This window comes from Halorubrum sp. SP9 (genome assembly GCF_005435015.1).
In the GTDB taxonomy this organism is placed as follows: domain Archaea; phylum Halobacteriota; class Halobacteria; order Halobacteriales; family Haloferacaceae; genus Halorubrum; species Halorubrum sodomense.
Map to the genome: position 1 here is coordinate 112576 of NZ_SGXU01000001.1, position 19104 is coordinate 131679.

Below are 19104 nucleotides of genomic sequence, written 5' to 3' on the forward strand. Positions count from 1 at the left end.
GCCGAGGTGTGACGCGGGTGTGTCTCCTCGGCGACCCCGACGTGGAGCTCTCCTACGAGCTGCTCTCCCGCGAGACCGCGCGGGACGCGCTCGCCACCTACCGGATCGAGGAGCCCTTCGAGAACAGCGTCGCCGTCGACACCGTGAGCCTCGGCGCCGCCGTCTCCCTGCTCAACGACCTCGACTGGTACCTCGTCCGCTTCGTCGCGGAGGCGCTCGTCCTGGAGCCCTCGGTCGCGACCGACGAGTGGCTCTCGCGCGACCTCGCCCGCGAGGTCCGCGACGGCGACGTGCCCCCCGAGGAGACCGACCAGCGACTGAAGGTGTTCGGGCTCGTCGACGGGCGCCCGGTCGAGCCCCTCTTCGTCCGGCGGCGACAGGGCGAGAGGCCCGAGTACGACCTCCGCGACGTGGACGAGACCCTCGTCGTCCGCGTGAGCGAGTCAGAGTTCTCTGGGTGAGGGGCCGCGGCGCTCCCCGGACTCACGCTCCCTCGTCCACTTCCGCGAGGATCCGGGTCCGGACGGGATCCACGTCGACCGGCGCCCACGCCTCCACGTCGTAGGTCACGTCCGCGAGCGTCTCCAGCCGGTCGGCGTCGCCTTCCCCTATCGCCTCGATCGCCTCCTCGCGGAGCCGGTCGAGCACCGCGTCCGCGAGTGCCTCGCGGTCGACGCCGCGGTCGGGCACGTCGAGGATGTGCGGGAGGTCCTCGGCGCCCTCCGGGAGCGTCGGGAACGCGGCCGGACCGACCGCGAGGGCGGTCCCTCCGTCGGAGATCGGCTCGGATTCCGCGCGCGAGAGCGCCTCGTCGGGAGCCGGCACGAGCGCGTACTCGGCGACCGCGAGGTCGATGGCGGCGTCGATGGCGTCCTCGTCGACCTCGGCGCGCTGCTTGAACGCAAGCTCGGAGAGCGCCCGCGACAGCTCCGTGCGGGTGAGCCACCCGAACAGGTCGACGACGCCGGCGAGGTCGTCGCGCGCGGCGACGCTCGGCCCGCTTCCGTCCGCCATCTCAGTCCTCCCCCGGAGCGGGCTCCGCCTGCCCGTCGTCGGTCGCCTGAGCGCCGGCGGCGTCGATCCCGCCGGTCGCCCCGTCGCCGCGAACCGCGTCGAGGTCCGCGCGCGCGGCCTCCCGGACCTCATCGGGGTCGACCGGCGCGTCCTCCCACGCCGGGAGCCGGGTGTCGGGACCGGGCTCGCCGAGCGCCTCGGCATAGGTCGCCACCTGCGACCGCTCGTCGGCCGCGTCGTACGAGAGGCCGTTGAACCCCGCGTCGGTCGCGTAGCCGTCGACCAGCGTCTCCGCGGCGTCGCGGTACCGCTCGGCGAGGCCGTCGTAGTCGACGTCGACGCCGGCGTCCTCGACCGCGCGCAGCGTCGCCGCGCCGACCGCCCGGCTCATGTCCGCGAGGCCCGTCGGCCCCTCGACGGAGCGGTGGTCGTGCTCGTAGCGCCCGAGGTCGACCTGCGCGCTGTCCGCGAAGCCCGCGTGGCCGAACGCCTCGCCCAGCGTCCCGACCTCCAGCCCCCAGCCGCGCTGGACGCGGAGCCGGGAGACGAGGTCGCTCGTCGCCGCGAATTCGCCCGCGAGCGCGTAGCGGAACGCGGAGAGGTACTCTAAGACGTCGGGCATTCGGCCGGGCGCGGCATCGGCGAGCGCGCGGACGAGCGGTCGGAAGAAGAGCCTGAACAGCCGCCCGTACAGCGAGCCGTCCTCGACGCGGGCGTAGTACCCCTTCGAGAAGTCGTAGCCGCGCCCCAGCGGGAACAGCAGCCGGTTCACGAACGCCGGCGAGTACGTCTTCGTGTCGGCGTCGTGGACGACGACGAACTCCTCGTCGAGCGCGCGACCGAGGGCGAGCCACACGTCGCGCCCCTTCCCGCGGTCGCCGTCGAGTCCCCGCGCCTCCAGCAGCGACGCGAGCCGGGGGCCGTCGCACCACAGCGTCTCGACGTCGAGGTCGAACCCGTCGAGCCACTCCGCGAACGCCCCGGCGCGGTCGGCCGACGCTCGCAGCGGGACGATCACCCGAGCGGGGTCGACGGTCTCCAGCGACGAGAGCACACGCTCGGCCGCGAGCGTCCCGTACTCGCGCTCGGTCATCGGCACGACGACCGCGGCCCGGTCCGTGGGGGCGTCGGGCCGGTGGTCGGTCAACGCGTGAAGGGTCGTCACGCGCTCCTGAACGTACTCCATTTACCGATCACACGGGCGGGACGCCCAAAACAGGTGCGGTACCGTAGGCGCGTGCCGGTCCCGACCGGCCGCGCTCCGCCCGCGCGGCCTCAGACCGCACGCGTCGCGCCCGCGGCGCCGCCGGGAACGCGCCCGAGGCGGTACAGCGCCGCGTACGCGACGACGAGAGCCGCGAGCCCGCCGGCGAGCGCGAGGAAGACGGCGTCGTACGTCGCGCCCGCCTCGACGGCCTCGCCGACGACCCAGGAGCCGGCCGCCTGCGTCGACATCATCCCGGCGGAGAACATCGCGTACGCCGACGCGCGCGACTCGTCGGGGAGGGACCCGAGGAGGTACGTGTCGCCCGCCGGAAACAGCATGTGGATGGCGAAGCCGACGACGACGCTCGCGGCGATCACCGCCGCCAGCCCCTCTGCGACGACGACGAGGACGACCCCGCCGACGAACGCCGTGACGATACCGAGCAGGTACGGCACGTGGGGAAGCCGGTCCGCGAGGTCGCCCGACACGAGGAACGCGGGCACGCCGGCGGCGAAGATCACCGTCAGGAGGTTCCGCGCGGTCGCCGGCGGCAGCCCCTTGTCGATCATGTACAGCTCGTAGAAGTTGAACAGGCCCTGCCAGACGAAGCTCGTGAGCCCCATCAGCACGACCCCGGCGAGGATCAGCTTCCACTCGCCGCGGGCGGCCGCGAGGAAGTCGGTGTCTCCCGCGCCGGCGTCCGGGAGATTGGTCCGCGCCGCGAGCGCGGCGAACACGAGCGTGCTGGCGGCCGCGGCGGCCGCGAGCCCGTAGAAGGCGTACCGCCAGTCGTACCACAGCGCGACGGTGACCGCGGGCGCGGCGATGACGGCGGCGAGCTGGCTCGCGGTGCCGTGAACGCCCATCGCCCGCCCGACGCGCCGGGGGAACAGCTCCGCGATGAAGGGGTTCGCGGCCACGAAGTAGACGCCCGAGGCCAAGCCGATCGCGAAGGCGGCGACCATGAGCGCGAGCACGCTCGGCGCGAGCGCGACGCCGAGCCCCCCCGCGGTCAGCATCGCGCCGGAGACGAGTATCACCCGTCGCCGCGTGAAGCGCGTGAGCGCCCAGCCGGCGGGGATCCGCGGAGCCGCGGAGCCGAGCCACGCGAGCGTGACGATGAGGCCCGCGGTCCCCTCTTGGATCCCGAACGCGTCGATGAACTCGCCCACGAGGGGCGCGAACACGACCCGCGCGAAGTTGACGAGGAAGACCAGCGCGCAGAGCGATCCGAACAGCCGGGTCCGTGACACGGCGGCGATTCCCCGCGCCCGGACACAAGGGTTGCGAAAGCGGCCGAGCGCGGACGTTACGGACGCGGCCGAGCGCGGACGCCACGGACGCGGCCGAGCGCGGACGCCACGGACGCGGCCGAGTGCGGCGCCGTGAAACCGGGTATCGGTCTCGCCGCCCGACCCGTCTCGGCGTCGGTATCGGCAGACGCGTCAGACCGCTGTCGTACGGGGTTTTTATCCGCCCCGCCGACGAACGGCGGGGTATGAAATCCACGCGCAAGGGGCTCCGCGACGGCGACCTCGTCAAGGACACCTACGAGCGGCTCAACTGCGCCGACTGCGACAAGGTATTAAAAAAGGAGAACGACCCCGACGAGGTGTTCGCGGTCCGGATCTGTCCGGAGTGCGGAAGCCGGTTCAAGGAGCTTCGCTGACGGTCTCCCCTCGCTGCTTCCGACGTCTCTCTTTCCCCCTCGCGCACCGCGATCGAATCCGATCAGGAGTCGAACGCGGCCGCGACCGACTCGGTCACCGCTCGCGCCTCGCCCGTGACCGTCTCTATCCACCGGTACGCGGTGTACGCCTCGACCACCCGATGAGCGTCCCGCTCGGCCGCTGTGAGGGCCCCGTCGGGCTCCTCGAACAACGGACGGAACTGCGTCGCCAGCCACCGGTCCAGCGGATTCGCGCTCGACGCGAGCGACGCGGTCGACTCGATCGCCGCGTCGCGCGCCGCGCCGACCGCGGCGGCGTCCGCGGGAAACATCGTCTCGCCCGCCTCTATCCGGGACGCGACGACGTCGAGTCCCCGGAGTCGAACGCGGAGCAGGAGCGTCCGTACGAGCGCGGTCGCAGGGTGTTCCGGCTCGTAGTTCCCGACCGGAATCGGTGCGAACCAGAGGTTCTCGAACGCCCGGTAGCCGGCGGTCGAGAGCAGCGAGACGCTCGGCGCGTCCCGCGGGACGGGTCGTTCGTCGAGCAACGACTCGGTTCCGGGGTTCGATCGGATCTCCTCCACGTCCTCGCCGTGGAGCGCCTCGAGCCGTTCGCCGACCTCGCGGCCGAGCCGTTTCGCCTCGCGGCGGAGGGCCGCTTCGACCGGTTCCGGGGCAGCGAGCGACGCCCGATACCGGTCGCGGAGGTACCGCCCCGCCTCGACGGACGACTGGACCCGCTCGACGTCACCGACGGACTCGCCCGTCCGAATCGGATTCGCGCGGCGATCGGGGTCGGCGCCCCCGCCGACCAGCGTCTGCCGCTGCGCCTCGTCGTACCAGCGCTCGATCGGCCCGTAGATCGCGGCGCCGGCCGGCGGGTCCGCTGCGGGCCCGGGTAGCGCGTCCAGCGTCTCGGCCACGCGTCGGCGGACCGTCCCGACGTCGGCGGCCACTTGCGACGGATCGCCCTCGACTGTCACGGCGGCCCACGTGCCGACGGCGGTCGCGGCGTGATCTCGCGCCGCGGTGTACCGCTCTGCGGTCCGCAGCGGTGGCAGCGACTCGTCCGAGCCCGGGACCGACTTCCGAGCCGCCGTCCGCTCCGCTTCGATCCGCTCGCGGATCTCGCCGTTCGGAAGCGTCTCGGCGGTCAGCGGCTCCGGTATCGGACTGAGCAGGCGGTCGACGCGGTCCGCGAACGCCGCCGCCACCCCGGGCTCGAAATCGACCGGAACGAGCCGCGGGGGCTCCGGGACCGGCTCGTCGAACTCGCTCGGGACGCGCTCGACGTCGAGCGACGGCGGGTCGTCCCAGAACTCGGGCTCGCTCCCCCCGCCGGAACAGCCGGCGAGCGACCCGAGCGCGACCGCCCCGGCGGCGGCGAGCGCGTCGCGTCGGGTCAGGCGTTCCGTCACGAGGCGTCACCTCCCTCGTCGATCGCCGTCTCGTTCCCGGGCACGGTCGCGTTCCCGTCGATCACCGCGTACTCCGTCTCCGTGGTCCGACACGGGGTGCGCCCGCTGGAGCCGGAGCCGGTGAGCCGCCCGTCGAGCGCGACCGGCAGCCGGAAGAGCAACGCGAGGGCGACCCCCGCGTCCGCCTCGCACGCCTCGTCGGGTGGCCTGAGCTCGCGGCAGTACTCGTACTCGACGTGTCCGGGCCGCCACGAAACCGAGTGGATCACGAGGCGCTGACACGACCGGACGCCCCCCTGCGAGACGTACACCGTCTCCGCGTCGTAGTCGGTCTCGTCGAGGAAGGTCCGGGTCCACTCGCGGTCCGCGTCACCGACGCCCTCGGCGACCAACAGCTCGTTCGCCCGGCTCGCGCTCGTGACGAGCTCTCGCCCGATCGGGACCGGCTCGCCCGCGCCGTTCGTCTCGCTCCCGTCGAGAAGGACGCTCTCGCCGTCGGGGTTCCGCGGCTTCACCACGGTCGGGTCCGAGTCCGTCCCCGACGTCTGTCGCCGGTCGGACTCCGCCTCCGGATCGTTCGCGTCGCCCGCGCCGCCGCCGAGGCAGCCGGCGAGCGCGCCGGCGACCCCGAGCGCCGCGCTACCGAGGAGGGCTCGTCGCGTGGGGGACATGCGCCCGGCTTGGGTCGGTCCCGACAAACGTTTTTTGCTCGCGCGGTCGCGGCCGCCCGCTCACTCGAAGACGGCGTCGAACGCCGACGCGCCGAGCGGGTCGAAGGTGCCGGCGGCGACGTTCTCGCGGACGTGGTCGGGATCGGTCGTCCCGACGAGCGACGAGGTGACGCCCGGGGCGCTCCGCGCGAAGTTGAGCGCGCGCTGGGCCGGCGTCTCCCCGGCGAGCGTCGCGTCGACGTCGGCGGGGATCGCGCCCTCGACCGCCAGCTCGCCCTGCCCGATACTCGCGCTCGTCACGACGGAGAGTCCGGCCTCGTGGGCGAATTCGAGGGTCGAGACGGGACCGTCGCCGTCCGAACCCGGCGGTGCGGGCTGGTTCCGCCGCGTGAACGCGTCCGCCATCGCGACGTTGAAGGGGAGCTGAATCGCCTCGAACCCGTGGTCGTCGTCGGGGCCGACCGCCTCGCCGGCGGCCTCGGCCCGCGAGAGGACGTCGGCGAGCGAGAGGTAGCCGTCGTCGCCGTCCGGGACGCGGAACGCGCTCCACGTGGCGACGCCGTACGCGCCGACGTCGCCCGCGGCCCGTCGGCGTTCGAGGGCCTCGAAGGCGGCTTCGAGCGCGTCGTACACGTCGTCTCGCGAGCGGGCGGCGAGCTGGGTCTCCGGGTTGTGGACGTAGTAGCAGTCGACGGATTCGAGGCCGAGCCGGTCGAGCGAGCGGTCGAGCGACCACTCCAGGTAGTCCGGCGTCATCGCGTGCGCGCCGTTCGCGAGGTCCTCAGGGCCGACGATCCCGGGCTCGACGAACCGCTCGCGGACGTACGCGCTCGGATCGGCCGGGCGCTCGCCGTCGAACGGGAGGAAGCCGCCCTTCGTCGCGACGACCACTGACTCGCGGTCGACCGGCGCGCCTCGGAGCGCCTCCCCGACCACGCGCTCGGCGCGGCCGCAGCGGTAGTTGACAGCGGTGTCGACGTGGTTCACGCCCGACCGCAGGGCCAGTTCGACCGACTCGCGCGAGGCCTCGTCGACGGCGGGCGTCGGCTCGCCGAGGTAGGTGCCGAGCCCGACGCTGGAGACGACGCCCGCCCCGAACCGCCGGAAGTACGTCCGTCCGAAGGCGTCGCCGAACCGGTTCCGGTACTCCCAGAGGGCCTCGCGAGTCGCCATGTACGCCCGGGTAGTCGACTCGCGGATAAAAGTCGCGCGGGAATCCGGTCCGCGGTGCTCCGTCGGACCTCCGAACGGGCGTCAGACGCCCGCACGACGCAACGACTATACGGACTCCACCTGTCTCCCGTGATAATGGCCTCGCTCACCGACCACCTGGCGGACCTCGTCTCGGACGTGGACGCCGCACTGCTGTTCTCCCCGACGAGTTCCTTCTACGACCGGTTCGCGGACGACGGGGTCGAGGTCGTCGTCGTCGCGCCCGACAACGACGTCGACGCCGAGACGTTCGTCGAGCTCCCGCTCCCGTTCGACAACGTCAAAGACCGGATCCGGTTCGGTATCGAGGGCGCGATGGACGAGGGCCTGCTCGCCGAGGGCGACGAGGTGGCCTGCGTCACCTCGGTGTTCGACGGCGGCTCGGACGCGGTGATCCGCGTCACCGTCGACGAGGGGATCCACACCGGTATCTACGACCTGTTCGCCAACTCCCGGGCGGAGCCGAGCGTCATCCGCGACGTGTTCGAGGTCGCGATCGAACTCGGGCAGAAGGGACAGAAGGGGAAGCCGGTGGGCGCCCTGTTCGTCGTCGGGGACGCGGGGAAGGTGATGAACAAGTCGCGGCCGCTGTCGTACAACCCCTTCGAGAAGAGTCACGTCCACGTCGGCGACCCCATCGTGAACGTGATGTTAAAGGAGTTCTCGCGGCTCGACGGCGCGTTCGTCGTCTCCGATTCCGGGAAGATCGTCTCCGCGTACCGATACCTCGAACCCGCCGCCGAGGGCGTCGACATCCCGAAGGGGCTCGGCGCGCGCCACATGTCCGGCGCGGCGATCACCCGCGACACCAACTCGACTTCGATCGTGCTCTCCGAGTCCGACGGGCTCGTCCGCGCGTTCAAGGCGGGCGAACTCGTCTTGGAGATCGATCCGGAGGAGTACTGACCCATGTCCGCGGCCCAGATCACCGTCCCCGAGTTCCTCGCAAACGTCCCGTACCGGATCTGGCTGGCGCTCGGCGTCCTCCTGTTGGGACTCGTGTTAGCGTACCTCACTGGGGTGATCAACCGCCGACTGCTCCGCCGCGCCGGCGTCCCCGAAGTCATCGAGGGGACCGCCTTCGAGCGGACGGCCCGCGAGTTCGACACCTCGACGGTGCGGATCTTAGCGCAGCTGTCCAGCTACTTCATCCTCGCCGTCACCGTCATCGTCGCTCTGACCGTCGCGGACGTGAACTACCTCGACCGGTTCTGGTCCGGCGTCGCGGCGTTCCTCCCGCGGCTGTTCGTCGCCGTGATCGTCCTCATCGTCGGGATCGTCGTCGGCGATAAGACCGAGCTGCTCGTCGCCGAGCGGCTTCGCGGGATCAAACTCCCGGAACTCGGGGTGCTCCCCACGCTCGTGAAGTACAGCGTGGTGTACGTCGCGGCGCTCGTCGCGCTCGGACAGGTCGGCGTCCAGACGCTCGCGCTCGTCGTGCTGCTCGCGGCGTACGCGTTCGCGGTCGTGCTGTTCACCGCGCTCGCGACGAAGGACCTCGTCGCCTCGGCCGCGGCCGGCGTCTTCCTCCTCCTGCGACAGCCGTACGGTATCGGCGACGAGGTGCGGGTCGCCGGCGAGCGCGGCATCGTTCAGGAGGTCGACCTGTTCGTCACCCACATCGAGACGGACGGCGAGGAACACGTCGTCCCGAACCACGCGGTGTTCCGCGAAGGGATCGTGCTGATCCGAGAGTAGCCGCTCTGTCCCTTCCGGATCGTGGCTCGTCGGAGGCGGTCGTCACCCGTTCTCACTCCGTGAAAGTCGTTGTCTCCCTATAACCCGACGCGCCGCTAACGCGGAGACATGACCTCGGATACCGCCATCGCCGCCTGCGACGGGTGGGACGGCAGCGAGTGCGAGGGGACGCCGCACTGCCCGCCGCGCTGTCCGCGGTTCGTCGACAAGGAGGGCGCGCGCTGGACGATTCGTCCCGCGGTCGAGGGGGACGAACCGTTCCTCGCCGAGATGTACGAGCGGTTCGACCGGACGGACCGCGCGCAGGGGCTCCCGCCCGTGAGCCGGCGGCGCTGCGCCGACTGGATCCGATCGATGCTGACCGAGGGGAACAACGTCGTCGCGGAGCGGGACGGCGAGCTCTTCGGCCACGCCATGTACACGCCGACCGGCGCGGCGGTCCCCGAACTCGCCGTCTTCGTTCATCCGGACGCGCAGGACCGCGGCGTGGGGACGGAGCTGTGCCGCCACGTGATCGCAAACGCCGCCGCTGCCGGCCGCGAGGGGATCGAACTCCACGTCGAGACCGGCAACCGCGTCGCCCGGAACGTCTACCGGACGGTCGGGTTCGAGGTCGTCGAGCGCCGCGGAGACCTCCGGATGCGGCTCGACCTCGACGATCCGATCGCGACCGAGGTCCGCTGGCCGCCGCTCGCCCGCGAGGGACCGACGGAGCCGCTCTCCGGGGCCCTTTCCGTCGACGCCGCGCCGTCACCGTCACCGGCGGACGACTGAGGGTCGGCACCCTCGCACCCGCCGCGTCGCCACCGCAACCGTTAGGCCCCGCCGACCCCAGGGTTCCGTAACCGTGGACGACGCCATCGAGTGGCTGCGGGACCGCCCCTTCTACGAGGGACAGATCGCCGACCACCGGCGGATCCCGGCGCGCGAACCCGATTTCGCGGACGTCGACCTCGAACCGCGGCTCGACGACGCGCTCGCGTCGCGGGGGATCGACCGGCTCTACCGCCACCAGGCGGACGCGATCGAGGCGGTCCGCGACGGCGACGACGTCGTCCTCGCGACCGAGACGGCCAGCGGGAAGTCGCTCGCGTACACCGTTCCCGCCTTCGAGGCGGCGATGGACCGCGGCGGGCGGACGCTGTACGTCGGCCCGCAGAACGCGCTGATCGCCGACCAGGAGGAGTCGCTGTCGGAGCTCGCCGCCGACCTCGGCTTCGGCAGCCGGGTCTCCGTCGACTCGTACACCGGGCGGCTCTCGCGGGCGGAGAAGCGGGACGTGCGCGACCGCCGGCCGACCGTCCTCCTCTCGAACCCGGACATGCTCCACTACGCGCTGCTGCCGTACGCCGGGCGCCTCTGGGACTGGTTCTTCTCGTCGCTGGAGTACGTCGTGATCGACGAGGTCCACAGCTACCGCGGGGTGTTCGGCTCGCAGGTCGCGCTGACCCTGCGCCGGCTCGCGCGGACGTGCGAGCGGTTCGGATCCTCGCCGCAGTTCGTCTGCTGTTCGGCGACGATCAACAACCCCGTCGACCACGTCGCGACCGTCACCGGCCGCGACCCGGACGGGATTACCCTGGTCGACGAGGACGCCTCCGGTCGGGGGCCGCGCGACTGGGTGCTGTGGAACCCGCCGGAGTACGACGACGACTGGCGGGAGCGCGGCAGCGGGCGCCGGAAGTCGAGCCACACGGAGTCGAAGCGGCTGTTCGTCGACCTCGTGACGGCGGGCCAGCAGACGCTTGCGTTCACCCGCGCCCGGCAGACCGCCGAGCAGTACGCCACCGACAGCGCGAGCGACCTCCGCGAGCGGGGCGAGCGCGACCTCGCCGGCAAGGTCGGCGCGTACCAGGCCGCGCTCACGGACGACCGGCGCCGCGAGATCGAGGCGGACCTCCACGCCGGCGACCTGCGCGGCGTCTGGTCGACGAGCGCCCTCGAACTCGGCGTCGACGTGGGCGGGCTCGACGTCGTGATTCTGGACGGCTACCCCGGCACGCGGATGTCCGCCCACCAGCGCGCGGGCCGCGCCGGCCGCGGCGACGACCCCGCCCTCGTGGTGATGGTCGGCGGCGAGGACCAGCTCGACCAGTACCTCATGCGCAACCCGAACGACTTCTTCGACGCGCAGCCGGAGGACGCGATCTGCGACCCGGAGAACGGCCAGCTCATGCCCGGCCACGTCGCCTGCGCGGCCGACGAGAACTGGCTCTCGCCCGAGGACGAGCGCTTCTTCGGCGACTCCTTCCCGGGCGTGGTGGCGGACCTCACCGACGAGGGCGTGCTGAACCGGCGCGAGGCGGCCGCGGGGACGCGGTGGGTCCACGCCGGGGGGTCGAGCCCGCAGCAGTCCGTGAACCTCCGCACCGCCGAGGAGCGCGAGATATCGCTCGTCGAGCGGTCGAGCGGCGACACGGTCGCGACGCTCGGCGTCGCAGACGCGCTCCGGGACGCCCACCCCGGCGCCATCTACCATCAGCAGGGCCGCACCTACGAGGTGACGGAGCTGGACCTCGACCGCGACGTGGCCGAGCTCCAGCGGTCGTGGGCCGACTACTACACGCAGGTGCGCTCCGACAAGGACGTCGTCGTGAACGACGATCTCGACGAGCGCGCGCTCTCGGCGCGCCCGGACGTGCCGGTCCGCTTCGCTGACGTCACGGTGACGGAGCAGATCACCGGGTTCGTCCGGAAGGACGCCGCGACGGGGGAGTCGCTCGGCGAGTCGACGCTCGACCTCCCGGAGACGACGCTGCGGACGAAGGCGCTGTACTTCCCCGTGCCCGAGGACCTCGAACGCGAGATGCGGCGCCTCGGCGACGCGCTCGGGGACGAGGCCGCCGGCGACCCCGAGGTCAGCGCCGACGGCGGCGCGCCCGACCCCGACGCCGGCGGCGAGAGCGACGCAGGCGACGGAGCGGACGCCGGCGGCATCGACGACGGCGAACCGATCCCGGGCGGCGAGTACGCGTTCAACGGCGGCATCCACGCGGCCGAACACGGGATCATCTCGCTGTTCCCGTTCCACCTGCTGTGCGACCGGGCCGACGTAGGCGGGATCTCCACGCCCTACCACCCGCACACCGAGGGGCCGGCGGTGTTCGTCTACGACGGGTACCCGGGCGGCGTCGGGCTCACCCGGCGCGGCCACGGGCGGATCGAGGAGCTGATGATCCGGACGGCGCGGCTCATCGACTCCTGCGACTGCGAGGGCGGGTGCCCGGCCTGCGTCCAGTCGCCCCACTGCGGTAACGGGAACGACCCGCTCGCGAAGGCGCCCGCGGTCCACCTGCTCGAGTCGCTGACGGGCGAGGCCGACGGCTGACGCGACCGGCTCGACCGAGGCCACCAAAACTGACTTCTCCTCGGCTGTCGAGCGTTCCTTCGATGGGTGTCGACCTGGACGACGCGGCGGACCCCGCGGCGCGAGCGATGGAGTGGCTCGTCCTCGGCGCGGCGTACTTCCTCCTCCTCCTGTTCCTCATCGGCGTCTTCGACCTGTTCGTCTCCCTGTACCGCCTGCTCGTCGCGGGCAACTTCACCGATCCCGAGGAGGTCGTCCAGCTGCTCGACAGCGTCCTCCTGCTGCTGATCATCGTCGAGGTCCACCGCACGCTCGTCGCGTACGCCCGGGGGCAGCCGGTCCTCCGGATCGTCGTGAGCGCCGCGATCATCGCGGTCTCCCGCCGCGTGATCAGCTTCCGGCTGGAGGACTACGGCGGGGGAACCGAGGCGCTGTTCGCGGCCGCGGCCCTCGGCGGGTTGACCCTCACGCTCACGGTCGGCTACTTCCTCCTCGACCGCGTGAGCGTTCCGGGACGGCTGGAGCTCTGAACCCGGGGCGAGCCGGAACGCCCCGGTCTTCGCCCGCGCGGAGTCCGCCGCCGGTCCCGGTGGTTTCACGGTGGACGCGTCCGTGGCGATCCCATGGAGCTGTTCTGGCACCGACGGGACCTCAGGGCCGCCGACAACGTCGGGCTCGCGGCCGCGACGGGGGCGGGTGACGACGGCGCGGACGGCGACGCTCCCGACCGCGGGCCCGCCGCCCCCGCCTTCGTCTTCGATCCGAACGTCCTCGACCACGCGAGCGACGTGCGCGTGCGCCGCCTGCTCGACGGGCTCGCCGCGCTCCGCGAGGCGTACCGCGAGCGCGGGAGCGACCTGCTCGTCGCCCGCGGCGACCCCCGGACCGCGATCCCGCGGCTCGCCGACGCGCTCGACGCGGAGCGCGTCGTCTGGAACCGCGACTACTCCGGGCTCGCCCGCGAGCGCGACGCCGGCGTCCGGCGCGCGCTCGACGCGGTCGACGTCGAACGGGAGGCCCACCACGACGCGGTCCTCCACGACCCCGACGCGATCCGGACGAACGCCGGCGACCCGTACTCGGTGTACAGCTACTACTGGAAGAAGTGGACCGACCGCGCGAAGGACGATCCGGCGCCGACGCCGACCGCCGAAGGGCTCGTCTCCGCCGACCGGCTCGCGACGGCCGCCGACGCCCTCGACGCGCCCGGCGCGGACGACGAAACGGTCACCGACGGCGGCGTCGGGGCGCTTCCGACCCCCGGCGACCTCGGCTTCGCGGAGCCGGACGCCGAGGTCGGGCCCGCGGGGACGGCCGCCGCCCGCGAGCGCCTCGACGACTTCCTCGACGAGGCGGTGTTCGGCTACGAGGCCGAGCGCGACTACCCCGCCAAGGAAGCGACCTCCCGGCTCTCGGCGTTCCTGAAGTACGGCGAGATCGGCGTTCGGGAGGCGTACGCGGCGACCGAGGCGGCGATGGCCGAGGCGGAGTCCGACGACCGCCCCGACGACGCACCGGAGCAGGTCGAGGAGTACCAGCAGCAGCTGGCGTGGCGCGAGTTCTACGCGCAGGTCCTCTTCCACAACCCCGAGGTCGTCACCGAGAACTACAAGACGTACGAGGAGGGGATCGAGTGGCGCGACGACCCCGAGGAGATCGCCGCGTGGAAGCGCGGCGAGACGGGCTACCCCATCGTCGACGCCGGGATGCGCCAGCTGCGCGAGGAGGCGTTCATGCACAACCGGGTTCGGATGATCGTCGCCTCCTTCCTGACGAAGGACCTCCTCGCCGACTGGCGCCACGGCTACGACCACTTCCGGGAGCACCTGGCCGACCACGACACCGCCAACGACAACGGCGGGTGGCAGTGGGCGGCCTCGACGGGGACCGACGCGCAGCCGTACTTCCGCATCTTCAACCCGATGACGCAGGGGGAGCGATACGACCCCGACGCGGCGTACATAACGCAGTACGTCCCCGAACTGCGCGGCCTCGACGCCGACCTGATCCACGAGTGGCACGAGCTGTCGCCCACCCAGCGCGCGAACGCGGCGCCCGACTACCCCGCGCCGATCGTCGACCACTCCGAACGGCGCGAGGAGGCGCTCGCGATGTACAAGCGGGCGCGGGGCGAGGACCCGGAGGAGTGAGCGGGGCATCCCACCGCGCTGACGCTCGATCGCCTCCCGGCCGAGTCCCCTGACCGCGCGAGCCGTTCGCAATGTCAAACGACGGTGACGTGGATTCGGCGGAATCGAGGCGTATGGCCGGCGTCGGTCCCGGGGTTAGAACAGCGCCTCGTTCTCGTCGAGGATCCGCGCCGGGCCCCCGACCTCCCAGACGTCGGTGTCGACGCCGATCTCCGCGATCCGGCCTTCGACCTCGTCGACGTGGTCCGCGAGGGTGTTCACGTACACCGACGCGCCGGTGTCCGTCGAGAAGTAGACGGGGACGCCCGATTCCCGGAGCTCTCGGACCGCGTTGAACACGGCGATCGTCTCGGGTTGCCAGTACACCCACCCCGCGGGCCCGGTCATCGTGGTGGCCGTCAGCGACAGCGAGTCGTGTTCGGCCGTCTCGAAGATCCGGTCGAACTCGCCCGCGCGGAGCGCGTCGGTCATCTCCACCAGCTGGTCTTGGACGTGGGCGGTCCGCGCCTGCATCATGTGGCTCGCGGCGGCCTCGCGGTGGGCCTCCTCCGTCTCCTTGTACGCGGGGACGTGCGCGGCGACGATCCGCAGGTCCGCCTCGGGGTCGAACCCGTCCTCGCTCACGCCGGTGTCGAGGCGGTGCGAGCGGCAGTCCTCGTCGTTGAGCCCGGCGTCGAGCCGCGAGTACGCGCCCGTCACCGAGCGGGCGGCCGACGAGGAGCCGCGGCGGGCGACGGTGGAGACCTCCGGGAGCGACATGTCGAGGCCCGCGGCCTCGGTCAGGGCGAGCGCGGCGGCCGCGAAGCCGGACGACGAGGAGCCGAAGCCGATATTCGACGGGAAGGAGTTCTCGCTCTCCAGCCGAACCGCGGCGTCGACCCCGGCCAGCTCGCGGACGTGATCGACGACCATGTCGATTCGCTCGGCGGCGCGCCCGTCGACTTCCTCGCCGCCGATGACGTAGGCGTCCTCGCTCGCGTCGGGCTGCCACTCGACGGTCGTCGTGGTCGCGGTCGGCGCGGTACAGAGGCTGATGCTGTCGTGGTACGGGAGCCGAAGCTCCTCGTCGCGCATCCCGTGGTACTTGACGAGCCCCTGGATCGGGTGGGCTCGCGCGGTGGCCTTGCCGGTCATACCTCGGGAAGCGTCCGGCGGGGGATTAGTCGTTGCGATGGGCGGAGAACCGAGTCGGTGGTCCCCTCAGTTCCGTCCCCGCGACGGCGACGCGATCGAGGGGAACCCTTTTTGACCGGTCGGCGGGTACTCGGCGCCATGACCGAGTACACCGTCGAATTCGTCGGCACCGGCGAGACGATCGAGGTGGCCGACACGGAGACGATCCTCAGCTCCTGTTTCGACGCGGGGATCGCACAGGAGTACTCCTGCCGCGTCGGGATGTGTCTCGCCTGTTCCGCCGAAATCGTCGAGGGCGAGGTGACCCAGCCGGCCGCTCGCGGCCTCACCGACGAGGAGGCCGAGGAGTTCGCGCTCACCTGTATGGCGCGCCCGCAGTCCGACCTCAAGCTCGACCGCGGGAAGTACCCGCCGAGCATCGAGGACGACGCCGCGGTCTCCGCGGCGGACGGCGACGGCGCGGCCGCGGACGACGACTGAGTCGCCTCGTTCCCTCCATTCGCTACTCGTCGCCCAGTTCGCTACTCGTCGACCGGTTCGCTACTCGTCGACCCGCTCGAAGCGGTGTCGCACCACGTCCGCGTCGTCGTCCCAGTCGAAGTTCCCGCCGTGCGCGCGGACCATTCGCTCCTTGTACGCCTCTAGCGACGGCGACCCCTCGCGCTTCGCGTCCTCGTCGGTCATGTCGCCGAGCGTGCGTTCGCTGACCTCGGTGAGTTCGAACGTCACGCCGTCGACCTCGAACGTGTCGCCCTCCTCGCCGTACCGGTTCCCGCGGTGGAGCTGCGTCACGTCGCCGTCGAGGGCCGCCCGCTTCACGCGGTCGTTCGGAAGCAGGTCGGCCGGATCGGTCTCGGACATGGCCGACCTTTCGGCGCGGATCGGTTTATAAGTGCGGACGCGGGCCGGCGCTCCCGAAGCGTGCGAACCACTCCCGCGTACTACGAATCTCGAAACCGGCGGTCGCAGGGATCCACACGGACGTGAACACCCGTTACGACGGCCGAGCCGAGGGATTCAAGATACTGCCGAGTCCCATCTCAGACGATGCGACAGGACCACCTCATCACCGCGACGCAGCTCTCGCGGGATGACATCGAGGCCGTACTCGACCGGGCTCGGGCGGTCGCGGACGACCCCGCCGCCTACGCGGACCGGCACGCCGGCCGCGTGCTCGCGCTCTGTTTCTTCGAGCCGAGCACTCGGACCCGGATGAGCTTCGACAGCGCGGCCAAGCGCCTCGGGATGGACACCATCGACATGGGCGACGTGGACTCCTCGTCGGTGTCGAAGGGGGAGTCGCTTTCCGATACCGTCCGCGTCATCGAGGGGTACGCCGACGCCCTCGTCCTCCGGCACCCGAGCGAGGGCGCCGCGACGCTGGCCGGCGAGCGCGTCGACGTCCCCGTGGTCAACGCGGGCGACGGCGCGGGGCAACACCCCTCTCAGACCCTCCTCGACCTCCACACGATTCGCGAGGACCACGGGCTCGACGACCTCACGATCGGTATCATGGGCGACCTGAAGTACGGGCGGACGGTCCACTCGCTGGCGGCCGCGCTCACGGAGTTCGACGCCAGCCAGCACTTCATCAGCCCGGAGTCGCTGCGACTCCCGCGGTCCGTCCGGTTCGACCTCCACGAAACGGGCGCGCAGATCCGCGAGCACGACGAACTCGAACCGGTCCTCGACGAGCTCGACGTGCTGTACGTCACCCGGATCCAGAAGGAGCGGTTCCCCGACGAGAACGAGTACCACCGCGTCGCCGGCGAGTATCAGATCGACGCCGAGACGCTGGAGACCGCCGCGGACGACCTCACCGTGATGCACCCGCTCCCGCGGGTCGACGAGATCGCGCCCGACGTCGACGAGACCGACCACGCGCGCTACTTCGAGCAGGCACACAACGGGATCCCCGTGCGGATGGCGCTGCTCGACACCCTCTTGGAGAACGCGACTCCCGACGGCGACGGGGGGGCGGAGGTGGACCGATGAGCGAGCACGAGCTCCGCGTCTCGAAGATCCGCGACGGCACCGTCATCGACCACGTCGAGGGCGGGCAGGCGCTGAACGTCCTCGCCATCCTGGGTATCGACGGCTCGGAGGGGTTCGGCGTCTCGGTCGGGATGAACGTCCCCTCCGACCGGCTCGGCCGCAAGGACATCGTGAAGGTCGAGGACCGCGAGCTGTCCCAGTCGGAGGTCGACGTCCTCTCGCTCATCGCCCCCGAGGCGACGATCAACATCGTCCGCGACTTCGAGGTCGTCGAGAAGAACCGCGTCACCCGCCCCGACAGCGTGACGGGCGTGCTCTCCTGTCCGAATCGCAACTGTATCACCAACGCCGACGAGCCGATCGAGACCCGGTTCGACGTCGTCGCCGACGGCGTGCGCTGCGACTACTGCGCGACGATCCTACGGACGGACATCGCCGACCATATCGACGTTTGAACCCTCGACCGGCCCTCGGGGTGCGACTCCCTCTCGCGATCGCCCTCCGGTAAGTTTTAGCGCCCGTACCACGAAACGTCAGATATGAGCAAGAAAGCCAAGCTCGTCCTCGTGCTGTCGCTCGTCGCGCTCGCGTACTTCCTGTTCGCCGGCGACAAGCAGCCCGTCGAAGTCGAGTGACGCCGAGACATCGCGCCCGCGCCCTCCGCGGGCCGAACCGACTACATCTTGTGCCGCTCGGCGAGTCGCATCGCGCGCCGACCACCGCGATACCGTCCGTTTTTACCGGCCAGTCCCGTAGCCGGCCCCATGTACGGGGTCGTCACGCGCAACGCCGACGAGGTCGAGATGGAGCCGTTCGACCTCGGCTTCTACGAGGTCAAAGACGTCACAGGGCGGTCGGCCGAGCCGCTGCCGAACGCCGTGAACATGGTGTCGTGTTTCGGCGACAACGCCGCCGCGAGCGAGAACGACGACCTCGTCCCGGTCGACGAGCGCGGCGAGCCGGCGACCCGCGACCGCGAGTACTTCGACTGGGCGTACATCTGTCCGACGCACCCGGAGTACCGCGAGGGCTTACTGGAGATCATCGCGGACTGCGCGGCCGAAAATGGGGACGTCCGGCTCGACGACGTCGGGTTCCCCCGCGAGGGGTTCTGTCACTGCGACCGCTGCGAGCGCCTGTTCGCCGAGAGCGACCGCGACGACTTCGCCGACTGGCGCGCTGACGTCATCACCGAGTTCGTCGCGGAGGCGGCCGAGCTGGTCCCCGGACGGCTCCTGCTCACGCTGTACCCCGACCCCTACCCCGACCACCTCCGCGAGCGTGCCGGTCTCGACCTCGACCGGCTGGCCGATCACGTCGACGAGTTCGTCGTCCCGCTGTACGACACCGAGTACGCGACGACGTACTGGGTGGAGACGATCGCTCGCGGCTTCCGGTCTCGGCTCGGCGGCGACTACGACCTCCACGGCGCGCCGCCGGAGCCGCCGTTCTCGCTGGAGCTGTACGCGGTCGACATCGACGTCGACGACCTGATCCACGCGACCGAGGTCGCCGAGACGTACGCGAAGGACGTGTTCTTCGGTTACGACGCGAACAACGCGGCCGCCGCGGTCCGCCGGAAGGACGCCGATTCCCGCGACGGCGAGGTCCACCGTCCGGAGTGAGCGT

At 71.5% G+C, this 19104-nt stretch carries 20 protein-coding genes; 12 read left to right on the forward strand and 8 right to left on the reverse strand.

The features are described from left to right. Window positions 1–8 precede the first annotated feature (8 nt). Entirely contained in the window at window positions 9–461 is a 453-nt protein-coding gene (locus EXE45_RS00555) for a DUF5804 family protein (protein WP_092922911.1), read from the forward strand. A gap of 22 nt (window positions 462–483) precedes the next feature. Here EXE45_RS00555 and EXE45_RS00560 read toward each other — a convergent pair whose 3' ends face one another. The 3 genes from EXE45_RS00560 to EXE45_RS00570 form a co-directional block, all read right to left on the reverse strand. After that, the gene (locus EXE45_RS00560) at window positions 484–1014 is read right to left on the reverse strand and encodes a hypothetical protein (RefSeq protein WP_137693241.1); all 531 of its coding nucleotides are present in this window, start codon (window positions 1012–1014) and stop codon (window positions 484–486) included. A gap of 1 nt (window position 1015) precedes the next feature. Beyond that, on the reverse strand, window positions 1016–2200 hold the full coding sequence (locus tag EXE45_RS00565; RefSeq protein ID WP_092922905.1) for a glycosyl transferase family 2: 1185 nt from the start codon (window positions 2198–2200) through the stop codon (window positions 1016–1018). A gap of 89 nt (window positions 2201–2289) precedes the next feature. Beyond that, on the reverse strand, window positions 2290–3474 hold the full coding sequence (locus EXE45_RS00570) for an MFS transporter (protein ID WP_092922902.1): 1185 nt from the start codon (window positions 3472–3474) through the stop codon (window positions 2290–2292). Between the two features lie 245 nt (window positions 3475–3719). On the opposite strand from EXE45_RS00570, the gene EXE45_RS20260 reads away from it, so the two are divergent. Continuing rightward, window positions 3720–3890 carry an HVO_0758 family zinc finger protein gene (locus EXE45_RS20260; protein ID WP_167603403.1) on the forward strand — a complete coding sequence of 57 codons (171 nt, stop codon included), beginning with the start codon at window positions 3720–3722 and terminating at the stop codon, window positions 3888–3890. Window positions 3891–3952: 62 nt separating this feature from the next. Here the strand turns inward: EXE45_RS20260 and EXE45_RS00575 are convergent, their stop codons facing one another. The 3 genes from EXE45_RS00575 to EXE45_RS00585 are packed head-to-tail and all read right to left on the reverse strand — an operon-like array spanning window position 3953 to window position 7152. Further along, the gene (locus tag EXE45_RS00575) at window positions 3953–5308 is read right to left on the reverse strand and encodes a hypothetical protein (RefSeq protein ID WP_137693242.1); all 1356 of its coding nucleotides are present in this window, start codon (window positions 5306–5308) and stop codon (window positions 3953–3955) included. Beyond that, window positions 5305–5979: a hypothetical protein gene (locus tag EXE45_RS00580; RefSeq protein WP_137693243.1), complete on the reverse strand. Its 675-nt coding sequence runs from the start codon at window positions 5977–5979 to the stop codon at window positions 5305–5307. The genes EXE45_RS00575 and EXE45_RS00580 overlap by 4 nt, the downstream gene beginning before the upstream one ends. Window positions 5980–6039: 60 nt before the next feature. Then, a complete protein-coding gene (locus tag EXE45_RS00585) occupies window positions 6040–7152 on the reverse strand; it encodes an aldo/keto reductase (RefSeq protein ID WP_092922892.1) in 1113 nt (370 codons plus the stop codon). Window positions 7153–7287: 135 nt separating this feature from the next. On the opposite strand from EXE45_RS00585, the gene dacZ reads away from it, so the two are divergent. From dacZ to EXE45_RS00615, 6 genes are all read left to right on the forward strand, one after another. Further along, window positions 7288–8097: a diadenylate cyclase DacZ gene (dacZ, locus tag EXE45_RS00590; protein ID WP_137693244.1), complete on the forward strand. Its 810-nt coding sequence runs from the start codon at window positions 7288–7290 to the stop codon at window positions 8095–8097. A 3-nt stretch (window positions 8098–8100) separates the two neighbouring features. Next, entirely contained in the window at window positions 8101–8889 is a 789-nt protein-coding gene (locus tag EXE45_RS00595; protein WP_137693245.1) for a mechanosensitive ion channel family protein, read from the forward strand. A 108-nt stretch (window positions 8890–8997) separates the two neighbouring features. Beyond that, window positions 8998–9663 (forward strand): GNAT family N-acetyltransferase, encoded by a 666-nt coding sequence (locus EXE45_RS00600; protein WP_092922883.1) that lies wholly within the window; start codon window positions 8998–9000, stop codon window positions 9661–9663. Window positions 9664–9736: 73 nt separating this feature from the next. Then, a complete protein-coding gene (locus tag EXE45_RS00605) occupies window positions 9737–12217 on the forward strand; it encodes a DEAD/DEAH box helicase (RefSeq protein ID WP_137693246.1) in 2481 nt (826 codons plus the stop codon). Window positions 12218–12279: 62 nt separating this feature from the next. After that, window positions 12280–12726: a phosphate-starvation-inducible PsiE family protein gene (locus EXE45_RS00610; protein WP_092922877.1), complete on the forward strand. Its 447-nt coding sequence runs from the start codon at window positions 12280–12282 to the stop codon at window positions 12724–12726. A 93-nt stretch (window positions 12727–12819) separates the two neighbouring features. Beyond that, window positions 12820–14346, forward strand: a complete 1527-nt coding sequence (locus EXE45_RS00615) for a deoxyribodipyrimidine photo-lyase (protein ID WP_137693247.1) — start codon at window positions 12820–12822, stop codon at window positions 14344–14346. A gap of 135 nt (window positions 14347–14481) precedes the next feature. Here EXE45_RS00615 and mvaD read toward each other — a convergent pair whose 3' ends face one another. After that, a complete protein-coding gene (gene mvaD / locus EXE45_RS00620) occupies window positions 14482–15480 on the reverse strand; it encodes a phosphomevalonate decarboxylase MvaD (protein WP_137693248.1) in 999 nt (332 codons plus the stop codon). 138 nt (window positions 15481–15618) lie between these two features. On the opposite strand from mvaD, the gene EXE45_RS00625 reads away from it, so the two are divergent. Beyond that, the gene (locus EXE45_RS00625) at window positions 15619–15960 is read left to right on the forward strand and encodes a 2Fe-2S iron-sulfur cluster-binding protein (RefSeq protein WP_092922868.1); all 342 of its coding nucleotides are present in this window, start codon (window positions 15619–15621) and stop codon (window positions 15958–15960) included. A 60-nt stretch (window positions 15961–16020) separates the two neighbouring features. On the opposite strand, the gene EXE45_RS00630 is transcribed toward EXE45_RS00625, so the two are convergent. Next, window positions 16021–16341 carry an ASCH domain-containing protein gene (locus EXE45_RS00630; RefSeq protein ID WP_092922865.1) on the reverse strand — a complete coding sequence of 107 codons (321 nt, stop codon included), beginning with the start codon at window positions 16339–16341 and terminating at the stop codon, window positions 16021–16023. Window positions 16342–16527: 186 nt separating this feature from the next. On the opposite strand from EXE45_RS00630, the gene pyrB reads away from it, so the two are divergent. The 3 genes from pyrB to EXE45_RS00645 all read left to right on the forward strand — a co-directional run bounded on the left by pyrB (window position 16528) and on the right by EXE45_RS00645 (window position 19100). After that, window positions 16528–17475: an aspartate carbamoyltransferase gene (gene pyrB / locus EXE45_RS00635; RefSeq protein WP_137693249.1), complete on the forward strand. Its 948-nt coding sequence runs from the start codon at window positions 16528–16530 to the stop codon at window positions 17473–17475. Beyond that, window positions 17472–17930, forward strand: coding sequence for an aspartate carbamoyltransferase regulatory subunit (pyrI, locus tag EXE45_RS00640; RefSeq protein ID WP_092922859.1), 459 nt, complete (start codon window positions 17472–17474; stop codon window positions 17928–17930). The genes pyrB and pyrI overlap by 4 nt, the downstream gene beginning before the upstream one ends. Window positions 17931–18239: 309 nt before the next feature. Beyond that, window positions 18240–19100 carry a hypothetical protein gene (locus EXE45_RS00645; protein ID WP_092922856.1) on the forward strand — a complete coding sequence of 287 codons (861 nt, stop codon included), beginning with the start codon at window positions 18240–18242 and terminating at the stop codon, window positions 19098–19100. The last annotated feature ends 4 nt before the right edge of the window (window positions 19101–19104 follow it).

What these genes read in the sequence shown, in the direction of transcription:
- EXE45_RS00560 (WP_137693241.1), bottom strand. Translation starts at nt 1,014, where the DNA reads ATGGCGGACGGAAGCGGGCCGAGCGTCGCCGCGCGCGACGACCTCGCC.
- EXE45_RS00565 (WP_092922905.1), bottom strand. Translation starts at nt 2,200, where the DNA reads ATGGAGTACGTTCAGGAGCGCGTGACGACCCTTCACGCGTTGACCGAC.
- EXE45_RS20260 (WP_167603403.1), top strand. Translation starts at nt 3,720, where the DNA reads ATGAAATCCACGCGCAAGGGGCTCCGCGACGGCGACCTCGTCAAGGAC.
- EXE45_RS00580 (WP_137693243.1), bottom strand. Translation starts at nt 5,979, where the DNA reads ATGTCCCCCACGCGACGAGCCCTCCTCGGTAGCGCGGCGCTCGGGGTC.
- EXE45_RS00585 (WP_092922892.1), bottom strand. Translation starts at nt 7,152, where the DNA reads ATGGCGACTCGCGAGGCCCTCTGGGAGTACCGGAACCGGTTCGGCGAC.
- dacZ (WP_137693244.1), top strand. Translation starts at nt 7,288, where the DNA reads ATGGCCTCGCTCACCGACCACCTGGCGGACCTCGTCTCGGACGTGGAC.
- EXE45_RS00595 (WP_137693245.1), top strand. Translation starts at nt 8,101, where the DNA reads ATGTCCGCGGCCCAGATCACCGTCCCCGAGTTCCTCGCAAACGTCCCG.
- EXE45_RS00600 (WP_092922883.1), top strand. Translation starts at nt 8,998, where the DNA reads ATGACCTCGGATACCGCCATCGCCGCCTGCGACGGGTGGGACGGCAGC.
- EXE45_RS00610 (WP_092922877.1), top strand. Translation starts at nt 12,280, where the DNA reads ATGGGTGTCGACCTGGACGACGCGGCGGACCCCGCGGCGCGAGCGATG.
- EXE45_RS00615 (WP_137693247.1), top strand. Translation starts at nt 12,820, where the DNA reads ATGGAGCTGTTCTGGCACCGACGGGACCTCAGGGCCGCCGACAACGTC.
- mvaD (WP_137693248.1), bottom strand. Translation starts at nt 15,480, where the DNA reads ATGACCGGCAAGGCCACCGCGCGAGCCCACCCGATCCAGGGGCTCGTC.
- EXE45_RS00625 (WP_092922868.1), top strand. Translation starts at nt 15,619, where the DNA reads ATGACCGAGTACACCGTCGAATTCGTCGGCACCGGCGAGACGATCGAG.
- EXE45_RS00630 (WP_092922865.1), bottom strand. Translation starts at nt 16,341, where the DNA reads ATGTCCGAGACCGATCCGGCCGACCTGCTTCCGAACGACCGCGTGAAG.
- pyrB (WP_137693249.1), top strand. Translation starts at nt 16,528, where the DNA reads ATGCGACAGGACCACCTCATCACCGCGACGCAGCTCTCGCGGGATGAC.
- pyrI (WP_092922859.1), top strand. Translation starts at nt 17,472, where the DNA reads ATGAGCGAGCACGAGCTCCGCGTCTCGAAGATCCGCGACGGCACCGTC.
- EXE45_RS00645 (WP_092922856.1), top strand. Translation starts at nt 18,240, where the DNA reads ATGTACGGGGTCGTCACGCGCAACGCCGACGAGGTCGAGATGGAGCCG.